Genomic DNA, 21,474 nt, shown 5'->3' with positions numbered 1-21,474 from the left:
TTATGGCAGTAAATAAATTACCCGAATTTTCAAAAGACGGGCAAAAAAATACAGATGGTTTAAATTTAGAAGATGGTTTTCCAGTCAACTTAAAACCTGCAAGACAATGGTTTAATTTTCTCTTTAACCAACTAACAATATCTATTAATCAAATTATTGACGAAAACTATATTCGTCATAATGAACTGGTTGATAATCTAACCACAAATGATGCTACGAAGCCATTAACTGCAAAGCAGGGTAAAAAGCTTCAGGATGAAAAAGTTGCGCTTGCAGGTGGCGTTATGACTGGAGCATTATCTGCAACAGAATTGGCCATTAATAATAAAGATGGGACATTAGGCCTTGGTCTTTCTTTATATGCTGGCGCTCAAGGCGGTAAACCAAACTACGGAATGTATTTTGCTCAGACTGCATCTTTTGGGACACATGGAGCAGTTTCAGGTCAATGGGCAGTTTATTTTAATTGCATAACTGCCAGCGACACGCGGGGCTGGATTTTTCAAAATGGCACAACAAATGTAGCATCGATTTCAACGTCTGGCGTTGTGACTGCTCCAACTTTTGTCGGTGGATTATCTGGAAATGCGGCTACAGCAACAAAATTAGCAACAGCTCGTTCAGTCAGTTTTTCAGGGGCAGCAACAGGATCTTTTTCATATGATGGCTCTGGGAATTCTTCATGTATTTTAACGCTAGCAAATAGTGGCGTAGGCGCTGGAACATATGCTTCAACGATTCAAATTCCACAGATTTCAGTCAATGCAGCGGGCCAGATTACAGCAATTGCCCAGCAGAATATTCGTTCAGCTTCAGCAACTCAAACTGGAGTTGTGCAACTGAATAATACTTTGACGAGTTCTGCTACAGATCAGGCACTTACTGCTGCACAAGGCAAGTATTTACAAGACTATAAGTTAAATAAAGTTACTTCTATTCCTGCGAATTCTGATCTAAATACGTATTTAGTTGAAGGCTTCTATGCTTGTTCCACAAATGCAGCGGCTGCAAGCATTGCAAATGTTCCATTGGCGACAGCATTTTCATTGCTGATAGAGTTGCATGCGGGTGTTAAACAAACATTTACGGATTACAACAGTAACCGTCAGTTTGTAAGACGATCTTATTCAAACGTGTGGAGCGAATGGCGCGAAATTGCGTATGTCGATTCTACAAATATCAATAGCGCAGCAAAATTAACGACACCTCGAAAGATCAATAATGTCAGTTTCGATGGCACTTCAGACATTACCATTGCTGATACAACAAAGCTCCCACTTGCAGGGGGGACAGTTACAGGGAATTTGAACGTTTCGGGCAATATTTCTTTCGACAAAGTAGTTAGCACATCTTCAGAACCTATTTCATTCTTAACTGGCGGTGCAGCTCGTGGGGTGAGAGTGGGAAGCCTACTTGTTTCAAATTCGTACAGTGACGATGCAAAAGTACCAACAAACGGAGCATACATTAAAGGCGCTATTAATACTGATGGAACTTTAAATATAGGCACTAGAAATGGCGCAAAGGATGGCGTATTTAATGAACGAATTAATATCGTTGCACCTAGTCACACTGGAACTTGGAATATAGGGATATTTGATGATTCATCAAACAGTAATTTCTGCATTAAATACGGCAATAACAGTGCATTAAAATTTGATCATAATGGTAATTTTACAATGTTGGGGACTGTGACTGCTCCAACTTTTGTCGGTGGGTTATCTGGAAATTCAGCTACAGCAACAAAACTAGCAACTGCAAGGACTATTTCTGCAACAGCCAATGGAATGACGGCATCCGCCAGTTTTGATGGTACTGCAAATATAAATCTAACCCCGACTTTTACAACACAAGCAATAACCGACAATTCGACAAATGTTGCAACAACTGCCTTTGTGCAAGCTGTTAATACTGCTGATACGGGTTCAAGTGCAACGGCAGTAAAATTAAAAACAGCGCGAACAATCGGTGGTGTGTCGTTTGATGGAACAGCAAATATTAATTTACCTGGTGTGAATACTGCGGGCAATCAATCAACCTCAGGTAATGCTGCAACAGCATCAGCTTGTACCGGAAACTCCGCTACAGCCACAAAATTGGCTACAGCTCGCAATATAGCCCTCTCAGGCGCAGTTTCTGGTTCAGCTAACTTTGATGGATCTGGAAATATTACGATTACGACGACTGCAAATAATGCAATCGGCGTTGGTCAAAGTTGGTCTGATGTTACTTCAAGTCGTGCGGTAAATACCACATATACAAATACTACGGGTAAACCGATACAAATCATGGTTACTACAGCAAACTGGAATAATGCAGGATCATTTGAACTTGTTTTGGATGGAGTATCAGTGACAAATATTGGTAACCAAGACGGTTATAACCAATCTAAACCAGTATCGGCAATCGTACAAAACGGTTCAACATACCGGATAAATGGTAGTTTTACAAAATGGAGTGAGTTACGTTAATGAAATATTTTAAAAGCCAAAAAAATGGCGAAGTCTTTGCATTTGAAGATGACTTGATTGAAATGACTGCTGATGAGGTCGATCGTCACTTAAACCCTCAAAATTATCTAACAGATGAAGAAAAAGAACAGCTGCGGCTTGCAGAATTTACTGCGCTGACTCGTCGACAGTTCAAACTTGCGTTACTTGAAAATGATCTACTGAACACAGTTGAGCAGTCGATTGCAAGTATCGAAGATCCAGCATTAAAAACTCGTATTGAAATTGAATACAATGAATCCGAAAAATTTGAGCGTACAAATGACTCTGTTAAATACATGCTCAGTATTTTAAATCTGACTGACGAGCAAGTTGACGAGATGTGGCGTTATGCTATGACGCTTTAAAGTGAAAAAGTTAATATTTTAATGGACCGCGATAAGCGGTTTTTTATTGCCAAAATTAGGGGGTATCGATGGCAGATACATCAGCAATTGAAACAAGCGCAGTTGCTATTTCTCAAAAAGTGACTGCTGGAAGCGGGCTGGCTTCTTTTTTTGCATTTGTAGCAAAAGTAGATGTAATCGCGTGGGGTGGATTATGCATCGCGGTAATCGGTTTGTTAATTCAGCTCTACTTTGCAATAGCAAAAAATAATCGTGAAAAAATTGATCTTGCAATGCGTAAAGCGGAGCATGAACAGCGGATGAGAAATTTAAAAGGGGAATGTCGTGTCGAGCAAGACTAGATTATTCGTAATAGGTTCAACGATCACCGCTGCTATAACCAGCGGTGTTTTTATATATGGACCCAGCGAAATACAAGTACAATCCACAGCACAAAAGGAAGGTTTTACACCAAAGCCAATCATCCCAACTAAAAATGATATTCCGACTATTGCGTTTGGTACCACGGTCTACCCAGATGGGAAAAAAGTAAAATTGACAGATCCAGCAGTAACGCGAGAACAAGGAATGGTCTTTTTGCGAAAACATATTGATAAAGAAGCACAGGGCTTTAATAAAACAATTCTAAACATCCCGATCTATCAGCATGAATATGATGCTTACACAGACTTTGTTTATCAGTTTGGAATCGGTAACTGGTCAAGTTCTTCCATGCTTAAAAATTTGAAGACTGGTAAGTATAAAGCTGCCTGCGATTCGCTTCTAAAGTACAAATATTCGGGTGGATTTGATTGCAGTGCACCAGGTAATAAGCGCTGCGCTGGTGTGTGGGCGCGACAAATGGAAAGACACAGTAAATGTCTAGGAGCTAACTAATGATCTGGTTATCAATACTGAGCGCATTAAAGCGCTTTTTTTACGTCTGCATTAAATGGATTCTAGAAAACAAGCGCTGGGTTTTAATCATCATTTTATTGATTTGCTGCTTATTTCAGTCATGCCAAGTAAATAAGCTTGCAGGCCAGATTAAAACTCTCAAACAACAACATACAGACTCCGTAACACAGCAACAATTAGCTGCTGAAAATTCTAAAGTCCAAGCTGCTCAACAAGAACGAAGGTGGGCAGAACAAATCACAAAAGCGGAGCAAAACTACAATGTTAAAATTAAGCAAATTCAGTCTGATGCTAGTGCTGCTCAATCTGCTGCTAACAGCTTGTCAAAGCAACTCAGCATTGCAAAACAACGTTTGTCCTCAGCTTCCAGAGAAACCGTTATTGAATACGCCGATTCCTCAAGTGACATACTCGAAAGTTGCATCACAGAATATAGAAACGTGGCACAAAAAGCTGATGAACACGCAGCTGATGCAGAGCGATTGAGCAATGCATGGCCTTTAGTAGATTCTTTCAATTAAATAAAGTTATTTTTGATTATTTAATGTACAAATGTAAGTAATATCTTACAATCATGTAAGCCATTAGCTTCTTTAATGTAAGCCAAAGAAGACTATAATTTTTTCCAGCACATCAAAAAGGCTTCTTTAGTATTAGGCAGAAATCTGAAAAATTAATTAAGAGATCTTCATCAAGAATAAAGATTGAATTTTTAATATAAAACTTCTTAATAATATAAAAGAATCTCAGATTATAAATTGATGTGTTAACGATCCTCCCTCAGGGGGCCGAGGGAGGATCATCTTAATTCAATTAGGAGAAATTAAATGTCTTTAAAAAATATTTTAGCTTTTTTAATTTCAATAGTTTCTTTATGCTCTCTAATAATTTTTTTACATTTTATGCATATAGATAAATATCTTAATTTGATTTCTACATCACTTATTTTTGGTCTATTTATCCACTTTTATTATAAAAAAAGCAAAATTATTCTGATTTTAAACTCAACCTTATTTATTCCAATCTTTATTATAAATCCGTGTTTTGAAATAGTTGCAATGTTTATTTCATCAACCTTAACTGGGATTTTTTCACACACTATTAGCTATAAATTGGGGATCAATCGGGAAGTTAAGGACAAGAGAACATCAAAGGTCTTTTCACTGGGACAACCTAACATTTTAGATGATAGAGAGCTCAAGGGGATATAGTTTCTCAGATATAAATATAAAAATGACTTTTTTATTGTAATTCGCAAAATTTAGTGCCATTCTGCGAGTTCATCTTCTAATTTTTTAGAGCGTTTCAATGAGCTTGCTCAACATGTTGTATGCAAGTAAAACTAAAAACGGGCACCATCAAATTCAGCAAGATTTAATGGATATTCTAAGTGAAGCTTTAAACTTTAATCTGGAAAATGACATTACTGGAGTACTTTATTATGGAAATGGATTTTTCTTACATTATTTAGAAGGTGAGAAAGATAAGCTAGAATATCTATATTATAATTTTATATATAAAGATCATAGACATAAAGAATGTGAAATATTATTCAGTTCTTTTATTGAATTGCGTAATTTCGATAAATGGACCATGAAATATGCCCCTATCAATGTAAAAGTTAAACAATTTTTCAAAACTCAAGAAATTCCAAATTTCAATCCATATCTTATAAATCCACTTTCAATTCCTGCTTTAATTCAAGTAATTTTTGACGATCAGATACGTGTTGCAAATAACTATCATTCTTATTGATTTTCTCTATATTTCTCTAAGGATTAAAGAAAAAATAAAAAAAACCACACTCTGGAACGGCTAAGTACGAGTGTGGCTATAATCACTAAACGGCAGACTAAAAGAATGGATAAATTTCAGTCTGCTATTACTACTTTAAATATTTAATAATTAAATAATATTGTAGAAATGTAAAAAACTCCAACTTGACTTAACTAGTATCGAAATTTACTATTGTGGATCTACATCGCATAGATGTCTTAGAAACTGATCAATACCATTAACAAGGTACGGTTACCTATCGCATAGATAGTTTATTCACAAATCTTTATTTTTTTGAAATTTTTAACATAGAGTCGCTCTCACTTTATCTACACAAACAGTAAAATTCTGAAAAAAATAGAATTTTTTCTTAAATCCTTACTTTAGACAGATTTTTAGAGTATTCTTTAAGTGATTGAAATCGCAAATTCCTTCAGCAAGTATTTGTAATATTTTAATTTTTTATTAATTATTATATATCGAGACAAGTATGAGCGATGCAAGAATTTTATATGTTAGTAAGTTTAAAGAATGTGATAATCCAATGAATGAATTATTCAATATTTTAACTGAAGCATTAAACTTTAATACCCCAAATTTTATTTGTGGTGCACTCTATTATGGAAATGGCTATTTCGTTCAGTGTCTTGAAGGTAATAAAACCAAAATTAATGATCTTTTTCATAACAAAATCTTAAACGATCCTCGTCATGAAAATTGTGAGTTAATGTATTGTGAGGAGGTAACAGATAAATTATTTTCCAATTGGCATATGAAATATGCTATTTATCATAAAGAAATAATCAATTTTTTTTCTGAACATAATATTGATGAGTTCAATCCGTACACGTTATCAATTAATAATATACCTGAATTCATTAATTTAATGTCTAAACAGAAGGATAGCTTCTATACGCTTGAACCTAGTAATATTTAAGCTCAATCTCTAAAGTAGAAATTAAGTATAGTTTTATATTTAATTGGAGGGTGGAAAATTCGTTTTCCACCTTTATTTTTTTAAATAGGATCTGCAATTATTTTCTTGTACTGAAATTCAATACCAACAGTGGTACAATTTAATGGAAAGAGGTCTGATAATTAATACAGACCTCATTTTAAGTTATTAAAATATTATGCTAACTCACAAGACTCTCCAGATTTTGAGCACACATTGATACAATTTACCAAATCTAAAACAAACCATGTGCAACTTCCAAGCACAAGAACAACTTCTGCTACAAATGCGACACCATCAGTTGCTACTGCCGCTAAAATAGTAGCCATCGCCGTTGCCCCATAAATTATCATTTGATACCACTTCAGACTAGCCAAAAACGCCTTAATTACCGCTCCAAGGCAACTGGTACTATAAAGAGTAGAGAGGATTGATAATATCCCTCTGGCTCTTTGAGCTAAGCTAGTACCGTCTCTGGCTATCTCATTAACAATACGACCTATTGGTGTGATTGCTGGACCAGCCGCAATAGCAACAGCTTGAGCAGTGGCGCGATTAAAACTGCTTCGTAACCCGATTCCTCCTATAGCTATACAAATTGCATCCATAACAACATATCCGATGGACAAATGGCACTCACTTATAGTTAGGTCTTGTGTATTCATGATTGACTGATTTTGAAGATTTTGAGTTTTCAAAAAATTCCAATCAACCTCGTTTCCATCATTAAGTTTTACAAGCTCCTCATAAGAAATTTTTTGTATATCCTCATCTAGCGGAAATTGCTCTTTATATAATTGCAAACTTTCTGGAGTGAATTTGACGCTACTAGGAAATAATATTGGTGTGAGATAAGTATTGGTGTATAAGTCTTTTACCTCATCACTATTCGCTACCACTATATTGCTTTTAGACGACACACAATATGTTGATAACTTATTGCCTTGTTTTATCAGCATTATGAATGGTTTATCAGCAGATCTATTCCAAGTTTCAGTTGAATTTGGTTTTATAGAGAAATAACTAGTATCGCCATCATCCCCCCATTTGCTTATACAAACCTCAATTATGTTTGATTTGTTATTTGTGACTTTTATTGTCATTTTAGAGTTCCCTTATTAAGGATTTATATTGAGATTTAAAATTACAAAGTTATAGTTTTTATTAGTATCACTGAAATTGGGTATTTAAAGAAATAAAATTAGGAAACCGATCACAAAATCTGAAAATACAATGAATTATCTCGACTATATTTTTACTAAAAAATAAAATAAAATTTTTAAGACAAAAGGAAACTACATGAAAAAGATAATTTTATTAGCTTTAATGCTTAGTCTTGTAGGGTGTGGGGAAAATAGCTCTTCTAATGTTTCAAGCCCAATAACTCAAAGTAATGAAATAAACCTATCTAGAGCTGCATGGTCAAAATGACTATGTAGCAATCTAAATTAATTTAAGAATCTGTTTAATACGCTTTGAAAAATTCAATTAAAATTTAATGCAGCATTAAAGTTCTAGTGCAACAAAATTGCAAATATTTAATTTAAGTTACTGAAATCTATAAAGAAAAAACGCGCATAAAGCGCGTTCTTTATTTCTCCGATAAGATTAAGCATCAAGTTGCGCTAATACATCATCAGAAAATTCAACATTGGTATAAACATTTTGGACATCATCCAGATCTTCCAGCATATCAATCATTTTCAGGATTTGTTTTGCTTGTTCAATATCTGTGATTTCAGCTTTGGTCGATGGACTCATAACTACTTCAGCATTATCAGATTTTAAACCTGCTGCTGTTAGTGCATCTTGTACGTCACCAAAACTTTCAGGTGAGGTAATGACTAAAATGCCATCTTCTTCTATTTCGATATCATCTGCACCAGCTTCTAACGCGACGTCCATGATCTTGTCTTCTAAAGACACATCTTCAAAGGTAATTTCACCGCGTTTAGTGAACAGATAAGATACTGAACCATTGGTTCCCAGGTTGCCATTGGTTTTACTAAAGCAATGACGAACATCGGGTACAGTCCGATTTAGGTTATCTGTCATAGTTTCAACTAGAACGGCAACACCGCCGACACCATAACCTTCATATGTCACTTCATTCAGATCATCATTATCTTCACCACCAGCACCCCGTTGAATCGCACGGTTAATAGCATCACGGGTCATATTAACTGACAATGCTTTTTCAACCACAGCACGTAAACGCGGGTTACTCGCTGCATCGCCGCCGCCTAATTTTGCTGCGGTTACAATTTCACGAATATATTTGGTAAAAACTTTAGCACGGCTTGCATCTTGTTTTGCTTTACGATGCTTGGTGTTTGCCCATTTGGAATGACCTGCCATGTTGCAATATGCTCCTTAAGGATTGGTATAAGTACCAGATCAAATTGTGCAGATTCTATCATAAGCCTATTTTTAGGAGAAAGAGGCTACCTTTTGAAAAATCAACAAACCTTAATCTTTTATTTCAGGAATATAAATATCCAGCCCTACTTTTTCTTTATAAAGCTTCTGGATCATCATCAAATCCTGATTCAGATCAGAAGGATAAATTTTTCCTGAAATTCCTCCTTTTTTTGTTTTGGCATTGGCATACATCAGTACAATCGGGACATTGGCTGCTTTTGCAATATGCCAAAATCCGGTACGAATAGGTTTACGTGTTTCGCCATTTTTTGCACGAGTTGCTTCTGGGGCGATAACAAGATTAAAACTTTGATGCTCTGCAAATAATTCGACCATTTGTGAGACGATATCTTTATTTGCTTTTCGATCTACTGGGATCCCCCCAATTTTTTCTAATAGAAGTTTGAGTGGGCCTTTAAAAAGTTCTTTTTTGATCAGTGTGTGGATTTTAATATCTAAAATTTCAAAAAGAGCGAGTGAAAGTACGGCATCCATATTAGAGGTATGTTCAAATCCAATAATGACTTGTTTATTTTCCAAAGTATTGGGTTCGATGTGATATGACCAGCCAGAAAGCTTAAAAATAGACTTGGCAAGTTGCTTTTTCATGATGAACATCCTCTAAAGATCGGCATAGTTTAGGGAGCTTTATTGAAAAAACAAGAAGCAAAAGCTGTTTTTATACGAATGTATAAAATTTTAGACCAAATGATGACGTAAGTTTAAGTAAGTATAAGTGACATTAGGTGAGCCATTTTCTCAGGCCACTAAATCAGAATATGCTAAGCTACTCTTGTTCAAAAAAAATATCTTAAGCATCGATTTTTCGAGTCTTACATAACTTTAAACAATTTTACAGACCGAATTACTGTAAACGGAAGTTATGGTCTAGCATGAACGTACATCTTAGGGTTTTAACTCAACTTCTAAATGACTAAGGTGATTTAAAAAGCAAAAATGAGGAACATTGTTATGTCTAATCAACGTCAACAAGGTCAATCGCAAGATCAGCAATCGAATCAGTCTAAACAACCTCAACATAACCAACAGTCTGACCAACAACGCCAGCAAGAACAGCAAAATCCGAATCAACAAAAAAACCAGCAAAAGCAACCTAATCAGCAACAACGTTAGAATATCGTCTTCAATATTCTAATTGTTAAAAGGAAAAATGGCGCAAATATGCGCCATTTTTAATTTATAAAAAATATAAAATGATATAAATAAAGTTTAAAAAAAGAACAAAAATGCCATTCCGATGCTAAAAAAACAGATTAGACTTTAGTCGTATCTAGGATTGATTTATAAATATTTTCAACCAATTAAAATAAGGACGTTTTAATGTGGATGAGTTTAATAATTGTCGCAAGTTGCGTATTTTGTATTATTTGCATTTGGAGTGGGTTAGAGTTTTATTTTGAGTCACGTAAACATCGAAAGCAGAATAAGACCAGTGAAAACGTATAGATAAGGCGCATAGAGCGCCTTAAAAGCATCAAGTTAATGATTTAAAAAAATTAACGAAATATTTTAGTATTTAAATTTTACTGTAAAATTAATTTGTCTTGGGTTGCCAAGCGTAACCATATTGGTATTCAGTAAGCCTGCATAGTAATCTTTATCAAATAAATTTTTGATGGATAGTTGTGCTCCCCAAAGTGCCGCCTCATAACCAGTTTCTGCATCATAAAGCAAATATGATGGTGTATGTACATCCAGACCGTTATATGATTTTGAGCTTTCACCACGAATCCCGCCGCCTACATACCAACCAGAATCATTTTCAGTAAGATAATAGCGAGAACTCAGGCTATAAGTATTCTGCGGAACATTATTCAGAGCCAAACCAATATTACTGAGCAGGGTATCTTTTGTAATTTTGGCATCAAATAGATGACTATAACTTGCAGATAGTTTTAAGCGATCTGATAAATAAGCATTAATTTCTGTTTCTATACCTCGGGTTTGCTGTTCACCATTTAAAACATAAGAACCAGAATTATTAGGATCAGCGGTGGCAACGTTTTGACGGCGTAAATCATATAACGCAATACTTGCTTGAATACGTTGATCTATACTTTGTAGCTTAACACCCAATTCGACTTGTTTGCCCGTTTCTGGAGCAAGAATATGACCGAATACATTTGTTCGGGTGTTTGGTAAAAATGAAGTTGCATAACTTGCATACGGAGCAATCATGTCATTGATGTTATAGAGTAAACCGACATTTCCAGTAAATTTCTGATCAACGTTTTGCACTTGTTCTAATTTGTTAGTGATACCATTTTTAGAAATGTTTTGAGTAGAAGTTTGAGCCCAATCCTGACGACCTGCTAAACTTAAAATTATTTTATCGGTAAGATCAATGCGATCACGAATATAAAAGCCGATATAGCGGAGTCGATTAATATCTTCGGTACTATTGTTCTTAACATAGCTTACGGTCTGACCGTAGATTGGCTGATATACGTTTAGATTTCCTGTGGTGTATCGATCATTGACATAATCATCTTTGGTTTGCATGGCATCTATACCGATATTAAGATCATGATCCAAATTCCATAAATTGAAACGACGTTGCATACTGTTATCAATTGAATAGGTTGTAATGTCATGTGTCTGATAACGGCCGTTATTACTACGATTCAGCGTAGTATAGGCAGGAGTATTTGCTACCCAAAATGTGGATCCTGTTTGAGTAAAAATAACCCGGCCAGTTGATTGCAGTTTTTGTATGGCTGCATTTTGAGTAAACCTCCAGCCATTATCAAAAGCATAATTATATGTCCAGCCTGTTCGGTAAACATCTCCCTCATAATCTCCAAATTCAGGTTCACCAATATATAAGTCACGGTTAATTGAACCATTGGGGTTATATTTTAATGTTCCAATGACTGGTAGGCCTTGTTGACGCATATATTCACGATGCTGATAACTTGCAATAACAGATAAATCGGCATTATCTCCCAAATCAAAGTTATAGGAAGGGGAGATATAAAAATTTTTAAAATAGACATAATCAGTGGGATCATTTTGATCTGCAATACGACCCGTTAGACGGAAAGCTCCTTTTTCTGTCTGATTTGGCGCATAGTTCATATCAAACGTTGCTTGTTTAAGATCGTAGCTTCCATAAGTCAGTGCTGCATTTGCGAAAGTTTGCGCTTGTGGCCGCTTGGTGACTAAATTGACCATACCTCCTGGTTGTACCAAACCAAAATTTACGGAAGCGGGGCCCTTAATAATTTGCACCTGCTCCATACCAGAAAGTTCAACAGCGACGCCTTCAGATGCAGATTGACTTTGTTTTAAACCATCAATAAAAATTTGATCCGATGAGTTTTGCCCTCGTATAAAGAAATCATCCCAACCTCGACGACCAAGATAACCTGCACTTACACCTGCTACTCCAGTGATTGCATCTGCAAGGGTCGTTGCTTGTCTCTGATCTAATTGTTCGCGTGTAATTACACTCACAGATTGAGCAGTTTCAAAAATTGAGGCATTAGATTTCAAAGCAGAATGAGCATAAGTCGCTACCATTTGAGTATCTATTGCATTCGCTTTGAGAGAAATAACAGGTAAGACATCCGAGTTCGTATCATCTATAGGCGTATTAGGTGTGGCTGCTATTAATGATGTTGATGGGAAAGAAAATAAAATTAATAAAATAGAATAGTTTAAAGCATATTTTCGCATTTAAATGTTCAAAAAAGGAGAGTTAAGAGTGATTCTTATTATCTTTATTTGTAAAGTATATTCAAGAGTATATATTATTGATAATCCATGGTTTTGTTGAAATTTCAAATTAAATTTTAACACTAAGCGTTATTAAATCAATAAGATAAAAATGGCATAAAGATAGTTTTTAATGTATAAATAAACTAAATAAATCATCAACATTGTATATATTTAATAAATAATATCAGATGTACAGTAGACTTATATAAAAAACCAAAACACATCGCAATAGATGAAATGCTGCCGTGCTTTGGTTTTGAAAGAGATGAATCTATTTTTTAGGTGGATTTGGATAATTTAAACAAACTAGCTGACTAAAGATCACTTAAAATATCAGCCATATCATCGGCATGTTCTTCTTCCTGAGCTAAGATATCTTCAAGAATACGACGGGTAGTTGGATCTTTATCGCCAATATATTGAATAATTTCACGATAAGAGTCGATCGCGATACGTTCAGCAACTAGATCTTCAGTTACCATTTCTTTGAGGGTTCTGCCTTCTACATACTCAGCATGGGAACGCTCTTCCAAACCTCGGGGGCTAAAGTTGGGCTCTCCACCTAATTGCACAATTCGTTCTGCAAGATTATCTGCATGTGTAGCTTCCTGAGTAGCATGCTCTAAAAACTCGGCAGCAGCTACAGATGCTTTAACTCCTTGGGCCATAAAGTAATGACGTTTGTAGCGTAGAACACAAATTAATTCAGTCGCCAGTGCTTCATTGAGTAATTTAAGAATTTCTTCGCGATCTGCTGAATAACCCTCAGTTACCGCACCTTCTTCTACATGTTGACGTGCTCTTTGACGTAAAGTGGCAACATCTGTAAATTCTACATTAGACATGGGTATGTTCCTCAACTTATTGAATCAAATATATAAATTTTAATAGCTGTGTGGTACTCAAAATGTAATTGAATCTTTTTTATTAAGCCAAAAATCAGAAATGACATGAAACATTTCTTACTCACTATTGTTGTTAAATGCGGAGTAAATAAAAAGAAGAGATAAGAGTGACTTTTGTAAAAATTAGAAACACAAGTATATGAAAATCATTATTATTTTGTTTATTGATTGATGATGAGCAAACTGAGGGGAGGCACAGCCTATTGTAAGAATTACATTATTGTTTTAATTGAAGGTTTAATGATCAAAAATCAGGATCTTAACTTTACTCGAATGATCTATATCGGATAGAATCACTCGGGTAAAATCAAAGCGATTTAATATTGGATAAATTAAGAGGCACTTGTGTTTCATGAACAAGTTAGCTAATATTTGTTTCGCTTATAATCATTGATTATTCAATGTTTTACGTTATTTGGGCCTATAGCTCAGTTGGTTAGAGCAGCGGACTCATAATCCGTTGGTCCCGTGTTCAAGTCACGGTGGGCCCACCATATAAAACAACCACTTAGGTGTACTAATCCTAAGTGGTTTTTTAATGTCTAAAATTCATGTAAGCACATTGTGATTATTCTAAAAAGCATTCATAACTGAAAATGTCTGATGTTAATTATTTTTCGCTCAAGGCTTCCAAAAATTTATACATAACTTTGCACGGTAGAGATTTATATTTATAAAATACAAACGCCTAATGAAATTCATCAGGCGTTTGCTTTAAATAAATGCCAATCTATTTTGGAATTAAATAGAAAAAAGCATCCTTTCTAAAACGAATTAACTTCATTTTATGGAGTCACGATGTTAAACCAGAATGGATAGTCATCAATTAAACCAACAAGATCAACCAACGCTTGCTGATTACCATTAATTTTAATCTCTCCTGATTTGATTTTATCCTGCCATGTTGCCTGTTTTAGCTGGATAGCATTTAAGGTTGTTTTATTTAGTGTGACCGTAGCATCCACTTTTTTCTCAGGAACAGTAGAGTAATTCAACACAGAGTTGCTAAGCGTGACCGTATAGTTTTTCTTTAGATCAGGGAAGTCAAAGTTTACTGCCAAACGTTTACCTTGGGCTTTTTCAGCATTTAAACGAACGCCCCAATAATCAAATAATAAGTCAGGTTGCATACCTTGAATGGTATCAGGACTCACAGTACCACTAATTTCTCTATTAGGAATACCATTTCGCAGTTCATAAGCACCTTGTAAATAAACTGAACGCCAAGGACCTGATTCAGCTTGATAACCTAATTGTTCATAAGTATCTGCCAAGAGGTTTTTTGCTTCTGTGTTGTTTGGATTCGCAAAAACCACATGTTTAAGCACCATTGCCAACCAACGATATTCACCTTTAGCAAAGTCATTCTTTGCTCGGTTCATCACTTGTTGTTCACCACCCATATATTCTACATATTTTTTAGCGGCATCTTCAGGGGGTAATACATCTAGATCAGAAGGATTGCCATCGTACCAACCCATGTATCGTTGATAGACAGCTCTCGAATTATGTTTCAAGGTTCCATAATAACCGCGACCTTCCCAGAAATTTTCTAAACTCGATGGTAGTTTAATTTTCTCTGCAATTTCCTCACCTGTATACCCTTCATTCATTAAATAAACAGACTGATCATGAATGTATTTATATAAGTCACGTTGTTTTTCTAGGTAGTCATCAATGTTTTTATTACCCCACATTGGCCAGTGATGGCTTTGAAACTTTACATCAATGTCTTTGCCATAGAGCTCGCGAGTTTCATTAATGTATTTTGACCAACTTAATGCGTCACGAACTTGAGCACCGCGTAGGGTTAAAATGTTATGCATGGTTGCTGTTGTATTTTCTGCCATCCACATTGCTTTAAACGCTGGCAAATATACATTCATTTCTGCGGGTGCTTCCGTACCTGGTGTCATTTGGAAAACCATTTCAACACCATCAACATTTAGTTTTTCACCCGTTTTTTTAATTAAAATATTAGGTTCAATAATTGTGGTTGTACCACCTGGATTGGTTAATCCAAGTCCTGCACCCACACTACCTTCCGCACTACGTGGTAATAATGCGCCATACATATATACTGCACGGCGACTCATTGCATTACCAGAAATGACGCCTTCACTAATGGCATGTTCCATAAAGCCATCCGGTGCAATCACCTTAACTTTTCCACTTTTTACATCAGCCTCATTAATGACACCTTTGACACCACCATAGTGATCGACATGAGGATGGCTATACATCACCGCTACAATGGGAAGCTTACCAAATTTTTCTGTGACTAAGTCATAAGCTGCTTTAGCTGTTTCACTTACGCTACCAACGTCAAAAATAATCCAACCTGTTTTACCGCGTATAAATGTTATATTTGCTAAATCATAACCACGAACTTGATAAATTCCTGGTTTTACTTCAAACAAACCATATTGCACATTCAGTTGTGCATTTCTCCATAAGCTTGGATTAACGGAGGGTGGTGCTGGATTTTCCAATTTAATATATTGTTTAAATGACTCTAAATCCCAAATTACTTTGCCCGTTTTTTCATCTTTAATAGTTAAATGTTCAGGCTTAAGTAATAGTCCTCGTTGAGCATCTTCAAAATCCTTTTTATCACTAAAAGGCAGCGTGTTGTAAACTGAGTTATTCGCTTGCTGGGTTATACTAGTAGCAGGTTTTGCATGTAAGTGGGTACACAGCATCGTTGTGGCTAGTACAGTAAAAATAAGTTTTTTATTCAAATGAGATTGATTCATTTAGATGTACTCACATTTCCATTTGTTGTCATTAAAGTTGATAAAACTGTTATTAATATTGAAGTGAAAGATTAAGTTGATAAGCCGTACCTTCTGGCCGGTTTTTCACATCAAATTCATGTACGCCACGAGCGGAGAGTGAAAGTGAATAATCCTGTCCGAGTTTCTTTTCATAAGTTAAGATTGGTCCGACTCCATAAGAGCGACCTTTAAATCCATCTAAACGCTCAGAGAAACGGCTATCATCATCTGTGGTTTGATAAATCATCCCACCCACCACTCCCACTCCTAATCCTGACTCAAACCGTTTTAGTCCTAATAAATCAAGACGGAACATTTCACCATTTTTATAATCAGTAGCTTCATTTTTGGTATAAAACTCGTAACCCATATTTGCTGTGAGTTCAGTTTTTAGTTTTGGTAGAATGGTTGTCATTGCCATATTTGGAACAAATGTCCAAGTATTTTGGCTTGCATTGCTCAGTTTATTTGGATCATAACTACCAGTTGGGGCATAGACGTTGACCCCAAATAGAACATGCATAATAGGATTGATATGGTAGTTGGCAATGAGAGGAGAAAACATAACATCACCAATTTTTGTCGCACTTTCTTGTCTTTCTCGATCATTCACATAAGAACGAATATTGGTGTATTGTACAGGGACTCCAACACTTGTTGCCAAGGTCCATTTTGGAGAAGTTTTCCAGATGAATACGCCATTTAATAAATTATAGGAAAGTTGATAATCAATTCCTCCAACCAGTTGACCCGCAATAGGAACCTGTTTGGAAGCACTTAGACTGCCATCATAATAGACACTCACGAGGCTCAATATCCCGCCTTCTTCTGATGGTAATACTGCATTTAAAGGAACGACCTGCATACCAGTGCTTGGTCTACCTGAGGCGCCTTCTACAGCGTGTACTTGTTGGGATATTGATAGACATAGGGTGCAAGATATTAAACTGTATCGTAAAAATATTTTCATCGTTAATCCTTTTTAACGAGTGTTATAAAATAATTATGAGTTTATTTTTCAGTGAGTTGGTTATAAAATAATGCGTTTATATTAATCTACTATAGTGTTTTTTATTTTGCTACTTTTTAATTGTATTTATCAGGGTAAATAAATATATTTTTCACCTGATTATTGGCACTATACTAAACACGAATCAAAATGATTTGGCTCCTATTTTTTAAAATGATTAAATAATTCGCAATTGAGTTTAATTATGACGGATAAACCACATTCTGACCATCATATTGTTACAGAGCAACTTGGCCTGACCATTGTTTGGTTGATGCAACATCAAGATATATTTGATTCATTAAGTTTTGATACACAGTCTCAGCAACTTATTGTAAAACATGCAGCCGGGGAAGATCTTATTCGTGAAGGGATGTATTTAACCGCGCAGTATGGAATTTTAGTCACGTCATAAAAAACCCTCTTAAATAAGAGGGCTGATCAATTTATGCGCTCATAGCATCGACCGCTAGTTCACGAGCAGAAACTTTTGGTTTTTCAGCCACTAACCCTAATTTGGCAAATAGCTGCTGATCTCTACCTTCACCGGCATTTGGCGTTGTTAGTAATTTGTCACCAGAGAATAAAGAGTTTGCTCCAGCCATAAACGCAAGTGCTTGATCAGAATCACTAAGCGACTCACGACCCGCAGAAAGACGAATATAACTTTGTGGCATGATAATACGCGCAACTGCAATGGTGCGAATCCATTCGGTTACATCTAGTTTTTCAACATCGGCCAGTGGGGTGCCTTCGATTGGAACCAGCATATTAATAGGCACAGATTCAGGGTGAATAGGTAATGTTGCAAGTTCAAACAATAAACCAATACGGTCTTGTTTCTGTTCACCTAAACCCACAATACCGCCACTACAAACTTTTAAGCCTGCATTGCGCACATGATCCAACGTATTTAAACGATCATCAAAGGTGCGGGTACTAATAATATTGCCATAATACTCGCGAGATGTGTCTAGATTGTGATTGTAATAATCTAGGCCTGCTTCATGTAAACGTTCAGCCTGTGATTGGTTAAGCATGCCCAGCGTCATACAGGTCTCAAGTCCCAGTGCTTTCACTTCACGCACCATTTCCAGAACGTAAGGCATATCACGCTCATGCGGATTACGCCATGCTGCGCCCATACAAAAACGTGAAGAACCTGACTCCTTAGCTGCTTGGGCCTCAGAAATGACTTTTTCAACCGCGATACGCTTTTCTGCTTCAAGTTTTGAGTCATAACGCGCCGATTGCGAACAATACTTACAATCTTCAGGACATTTACCTGTTTTAATGGACAATAAAGTACTAACCTGAATCGTATTGGCAGAGAAATGTTGACGGTGCACTTGTTGCGCCTGAAAAACCAGATCTAAAAATGGTTGATCATAAAGTGCTTGGATTTCGTTACGAGTCCAATCATTACGTAAGGTCATTGTCATAATCCATGATGATTGCTTTTACTAGCAACTTATCATACAGAATTCATGCTAAAGCTATAGGGCAAAAAACATCATTTTTGTTGACTTGCGAGTTGCTTTAATAATTGTTGTTCAATTGCCCAGTCAATATGTACATTTACGATATCATCATGTTGGGATTTGGCTTGTATGAGCTGTTCTACAATTAATCCAGAATAAGGTGCATTTCCTAAACCAATCGCGATATTACGCTTGAACGACTGATAACCTGTACGCCGAATCGGGCTACCTTCGGTATGTGCTAAAAAGGTTAATTCATCCCATTGCCAGATTTCAAGCAGGGAAATATCATTAAGACCATGTCGTGGATTAAAGTCAGAAATAGACGCTTTTTGGGCAAAGCTGTTCCATGGACAAATCAATTGGCAATCATCACAGCCGAAGATTCGATTGCCAATTCCTGCACGAAGTTCTTCTGCAATGATACCTTTATATTCAATGGTTAAATAAGCAATACATCTACGTGCATCGAGCATATACGGTTCCACAATGGCCTGAGTTGGGCAAATGTCGATACAGGCACTGCATGAACCACAATGGGCCGTGGCTGGTTTATCAAAAGACAAATCTAGCGAAGTGAATAATTCACCTAAGACGAAAAACGAACCTGACTTTTTATGAATGAGTAAAGTATGTTTCCCTGTCCAGCCCATACCTGCACTTTCAGCCAATGATTTTTCAAAGATGGGTGCTGAATCTGCAAAAGGGCGTGATTCAAATTCTCCCACTTTTTCTCTGATTTTTGAGGCCAGTGTTTTTAAACGGCCACGCATGATTTTATGATAATCTCGCCCTCGTGCATAACGGGCTATAATGGCTGAATTGGGTTCATCTGGGACATAACGAGGCTTGGGTGTTTCTACTAAGTAATTCATCCGGACACAAATGATGCTTTTTGTTCCTGGAATCAGCAATTTCGGATCTGCTCGTTTTTCTAAATTTTCTGTTAAATAATGCATATCGGCATGATAGCCGCGCTTTAAATATTCCTGAAAACGAGGCATTTGCTCTTGAGCATCTGGTTTGGCAATGACACAATCAGCAAAGCCAAGTGCCAAAGCCTGTTCCTTTATCCATTGTTTTAGTTCAATGGCATCATATTGAAGAACGGGAATAGAAGCTGCTGAAATAGACGACATATGCCAAGAACAATGAGGAATAAGAAAAATGCGGACTCCAGTTTACCATAGCCCTGTTTATGATAGCCAAAGTATTCAAGCATGGGAAAAGCGTTGGTTTGCGCAGCAAAACTCTTCTTTAGGTTTAATGCAGCAAGTTGCATGGGCAATTGCAGAAAGGTTAGATCAATACATTATACAAAATAGCCTAAGTATAAAAAAAATTGCTGTTTGGTGTGGTACTGGAAATAATGCAGGAGATGGTTATTATACGGCAGCTTATTTAGCTCAAAAAGGATATCAGGTTCAAATTTTTGCAGCATCCAGAGCGGAGTCTGGAAACTTAAAACATGCGATTTTTTATGCCCAACATAATAAAGTGTGCATTGAGCCGAATTTTGAAGTTCAAAATCAATTTGATTGTCATATTGATGCTTTGTTTGGGATCGGTTTAAATCGTGAGCTTGATCAAAAATGGCAGGAGATTGTTCAGCATTTCAATCAATTATCTGGTTTCAAAGTCGCAATCGATGTTCCAAGCGGATTGCAGGCTAACACGGGGCAGGCTCTACCTATTGCCATTAAAGCGGATCTTACATTCACTGCATTGGCTATAAAAGTAGGACTCGTCACAGGACAAGCCAAGGAATATGTAGGCAGGCTGGAGGTCATTTCTTTGATTGCTCCTGATGATGAGTTAAAACAGATTGCTTATTTTACATCTCCCCAAATTTATTTACCCAAACGTCAAGCATTTGGTCATAAGGGAAGTTATGGGCATGTGCTGGTCGTAGGGGGGCATGCCAATATGGGCGGTGCGGTGATTATGGCAGCGGAAGCAGCTTTTCACGCAGGCGCAGGGAAAGTCACTGTGATTTGTGATCCATCACATCACACGGCAATATTGTCGCGTTCACCCAATGTTATGGTTCAGGATATTAACGAGTTGAACCCAGATAAAATTGAAAAATTATTTCGTCATATCGATGCAGTCTGTTTTGGAATGGGCTTAGGGCGAGATCATTGGTCAGCTCAAATTTTTAACATTTGGTTTGAAATTCTACAAACTCAGACTCAGCTTGAAATTGTACTGGATGCGGATGCACTCTGGTTTTTGGCAGAAAAACAAAGTGCTGATTTGAATGGAAATATATATTTAACGCCACATTCTGCTGAAGCAGCTCGATTACTCAATATCACAGCCCAACAAGTTGAACACGATCGCGTTGCTGCAATTTATCAGCTACAAGCAAAATATAAGGGCAGTTGGGTACTTAAAGGTTCAGGAAGTTTGATTCTGGAAAATGATACATTATTTGTCTGTTCAACGGGCAATGCAGGTATGGGAACTGGAGGTATGGGCGATGTATTGGCCGGTATGGTGGCAAGTCTAAAAGCGCAGTTCCATACAGATATTACGCTTTCAGACATTGTTACATTACATGGAAAAGCTGGTGATTTACTGGCTGAACAGGGTCAAAGAGGAATTCAAGCACAGCATATGGCAGAGGTGATTTATCAGGTCGTTAATGCTTAA

Annotated in this window: 20 protein-coding genes and 1 tRNA gene; 12 read left to right on the top strand and 9 right to left on the bottom strand. The window is 36.5% G+C overall.

Going from position 1 to position 21,474, the window contains the following annotated elements; genetic code table 11:
- Positions 1 to 2 precede the first annotated feature (2 nt).
- The 8 genes from IAE20_RS03370 to IAE20_RS03335 all read left to right on the top strand — a co-directional run bounded on the left by IAE20_RS03370 (position 3) and on the right by IAE20_RS03335 (position 6,467).
- Complete coding sequence (locus IAE20_RS03370) at positions 3 to 2,471, top strand: pyocin knob domain-containing protein (RefSeq protein WP_200481111.1); 2,469 nt, start codon at positions 3 to 5, stop codon at positions 2,469 to 2,471.
- Positions 2,471 to 2,857: a hypothetical protein gene (locus IAE20_RS03365; RefSeq protein WP_200481110.1), complete on the top strand. Its 387-nt coding sequence runs from the start codon at positions 2,471 to 2,473 to the stop codon at positions 2,855 to 2,857. The genes IAE20_RS03370 and IAE20_RS03365 overlap by 1 nt, the downstream gene beginning before the upstream one ends.
- Positions 2,858 to 2,925: 68 nt before the next feature.
- Positions 2,926 to 3,198, top strand: coding sequence for a holin (locus IAE20_RS03360; protein WP_200481109.1), 273 nt, complete (start codon positions 2,926 to 2,928; stop codon positions 3,196 to 3,198).
- Entirely contained in the window at positions 3,182 to 3,733 is a 552-nt protein-coding gene (locus tag IAE20_RS03355; RefSeq protein ID WP_200481108.1) for a glycoside hydrolase family protein, read from the top strand. Before IAE20_RS03360 ends, IAE20_RS03355 begins: the two co-directional genes overlap by 17 nt.
- A complete protein-coding gene (locus tag IAE20_RS03350) occupies positions 3,733 to 4,275 on the top strand; it encodes a hypothetical protein (RefSeq protein WP_200481107.1) in 543 nt (180 codons plus the stop codon). Before IAE20_RS03355 ends, IAE20_RS03350 begins: the two co-directional genes overlap by 1 nt.
- Before the next feature lie 306 nt (positions 4,276 to 4,581).
- Positions 4,582 to 4,965 carry a hypothetical protein gene (locus tag IAE20_RS03345; protein ID WP_200481106.1) on the top strand — a complete coding sequence of 128 codons (384 nt, stop codon included), beginning with the start codon at positions 4,582 to 4,584 and terminating at the stop codon, positions 4,963 to 4,965.
- A 97-nt stretch (positions 4,966 to 5,062) separates the two neighbouring features.
- Positions 5,063 to 5,509, top strand: a complete 447-nt coding sequence (locus IAE20_RS03340) for a BLUF domain-containing protein (RefSeq protein WP_200459465.1) — start codon at positions 5,063 to 5,065, stop codon at positions 5,507 to 5,509.
- A 511-nt stretch (positions 5,510 to 6,020) separates the two neighbouring features.
- Positions 6,021 to 6,467, top strand: coding sequence for a BLUF domain-containing protein (locus IAE20_RS03335; protein WP_200459464.1), 447 nt, complete (start codon positions 6,021 to 6,023; stop codon positions 6,465 to 6,467).
- A gap of 194 nt (positions 6,468 to 6,661) precedes the next feature.
- On the opposite strand, the gene IAE20_RS03330 is transcribed toward IAE20_RS03335, so the two are convergent.
- From IAE20_RS03330 to IAE20_RS03320, 3 genes are all read right to left on the bottom strand, one after another.
- Positions 6,662 to 7,588 (bottom strand): hypothetical protein, encoded by a 927-nt coding sequence (locus IAE20_RS03330; protein ID WP_200481105.1) that lies wholly within the window; start codon positions 7,586 to 7,588, stop codon positions 6,662 to 6,664.
- 505 nt (positions 7,589 to 8,093) lie between these two features.
- Positions 8,094 to 8,843: a YebC/PmpR family DNA-binding transcriptional regulator gene (locus IAE20_RS03325; RefSeq protein ID WP_200481104.1), complete on the bottom strand. Its 750-nt coding sequence runs from the start codon at positions 8,841 to 8,843 to the stop codon at positions 8,094 to 8,096.
- 111 nt (positions 8,844 to 8,954) lie between these two features.
- Positions 8,955 to 9,515, bottom strand: coding sequence for a 1-acyl-sn-glycerol-3-phosphate acyltransferase (locus IAE20_RS03320; RefSeq protein WP_200481103.1), 561 nt, complete (start codon positions 9,513 to 9,515; stop codon positions 8,955 to 8,957).
- A 363-nt stretch (positions 9,516 to 9,878) separates the two neighbouring features.
- Here IAE20_RS03320 and IAE20_RS03315 point away from each other — a divergent pair, with 363 nt between their 5' ends.
- A complete protein-coding gene (locus IAE20_RS03315) occupies positions 9,879 to 10,040 on the top strand; it encodes a hypothetical protein (protein ID WP_200459460.1) in 162 nt (53 codons plus the stop codon).
- Positions 10,041 to 10,436: 396 nt separating this feature from the next.
- On the opposite strand, the gene IAE20_RS03310 is transcribed toward IAE20_RS03315, so the two are convergent.
- Entirely contained in the window at positions 10,437 to 12,605 is a 2,169-nt protein-coding gene (locus IAE20_RS03310; RefSeq protein WP_200481102.1) for a TonB-dependent siderophore receptor, read from the bottom strand.
- A gap of 356 nt (positions 12,606 to 12,961) precedes the next feature.
- Positions 12,962 to 13,492: a ferritin-like domain-containing protein gene (locus IAE20_RS03305; RefSeq protein WP_005004097.1), complete on the bottom strand. Its 531-nt coding sequence runs from the start codon at positions 13,490 to 13,492 to the stop codon at positions 12,962 to 12,964.
- A 477-nt stretch (positions 13,493 to 13,969) separates the two neighbouring features.
- On the opposite strand from IAE20_RS03305, the gene IAE20_RS03300 reads away from it, so the two are divergent.
- Positions 13,970 to 14,046 (top strand) — tRNA-Ile (locus IAE20_RS03300).
- 291 nt (positions 14,047 to 14,337) lie between these two features.
- Here IAE20_RS03300 and IAE20_RS03295 read toward each other — a convergent pair.
- Positions 14,338 to 16,308, bottom strand: a complete 1,971-nt coding sequence (locus IAE20_RS03295; RefSeq protein WP_265092571.1) for an alkyl/aryl-sulfatase — start codon at positions 16,306 to 16,308, stop codon at positions 14,338 to 14,340.
- Positions 16,309 to 16,360: 52 nt separating this feature from the next.
- The gene (locus IAE20_RS03290) at positions 16,361 to 17,194 is read right to left on the bottom strand and encodes a transporter (RefSeq protein ID WP_200529614.1); all 834 of its coding nucleotides are present in this window, start codon (positions 17,192 to 17,194) and stop codon (positions 16,361 to 16,363) included.
- A gap of 349 nt (positions 17,195 to 17,543) precedes the next feature.
- Here IAE20_RS03290 and IAE20_RS03285 point away from each other — a divergent pair, with 349 nt between their 5' ends.
- Positions 17,544 to 17,753 (top strand): hypothetical protein, encoded by a 210-nt coding sequence (locus IAE20_RS03285; protein ID WP_200481100.1) that lies wholly within the window; start codon positions 17,544 to 17,546, stop codon positions 17,751 to 17,753.
- Positions 17,754 to 17,784: 31 nt separating this feature from the next.
- Here the strand turns inward: IAE20_RS03285 and bioB are convergent, their stop codons facing one another.
- Both bioB and queG read right to left on the bottom strand, forming a co-directional pair.
- Positions 17,785 to 18,774: a biotin synthase BioB gene (bioB, locus tag IAE20_RS03280; protein ID WP_200459456.1), complete on the bottom strand. Its 990-nt coding sequence runs from the start codon at positions 18,772 to 18,774 to the stop codon at positions 17,785 to 17,787.
- A gap of 77 nt (positions 18,775 to 18,851) precedes the next feature.
- On the bottom strand, positions 18,852 to 19,958 hold the full coding sequence (queG, locus tag IAE20_RS03275) for a tRNA epoxyqueuosine(34) reductase QueG (protein WP_200481099.1): 1,107 nt from the start codon (positions 19,956 to 19,958) through the stop codon (positions 18,852 to 18,854).
- 28 nt (positions 19,959 to 19,986) lie between these two features.
- On the opposite strand from queG, the gene IAE20_RS03270 reads away from it, so the two are divergent.
- Positions 19,987 to 21,474: an NAD(P)H-hydrate dehydratase gene (locus IAE20_RS03270; protein ID WP_200481098.1), complete on the top strand. Its 1,488-nt coding sequence runs from the start codon at positions 19,987 to 19,989 to the stop codon at positions 21,472 to 21,474.

The organism is Acinetobacter sp. S54 (assembly GCF_016624945.1).
In the GTDB taxonomy this organism is placed as follows: domain Bacteria; phylum Pseudomonadota; class Gammaproteobacteria; order Pseudomonadales; family Moraxellaceae; genus Acinetobacter.
Note: the sequence above shows the minus strand (reverse complement) of the source record. Positions and strands in the feature narration are given on the sequence as shown.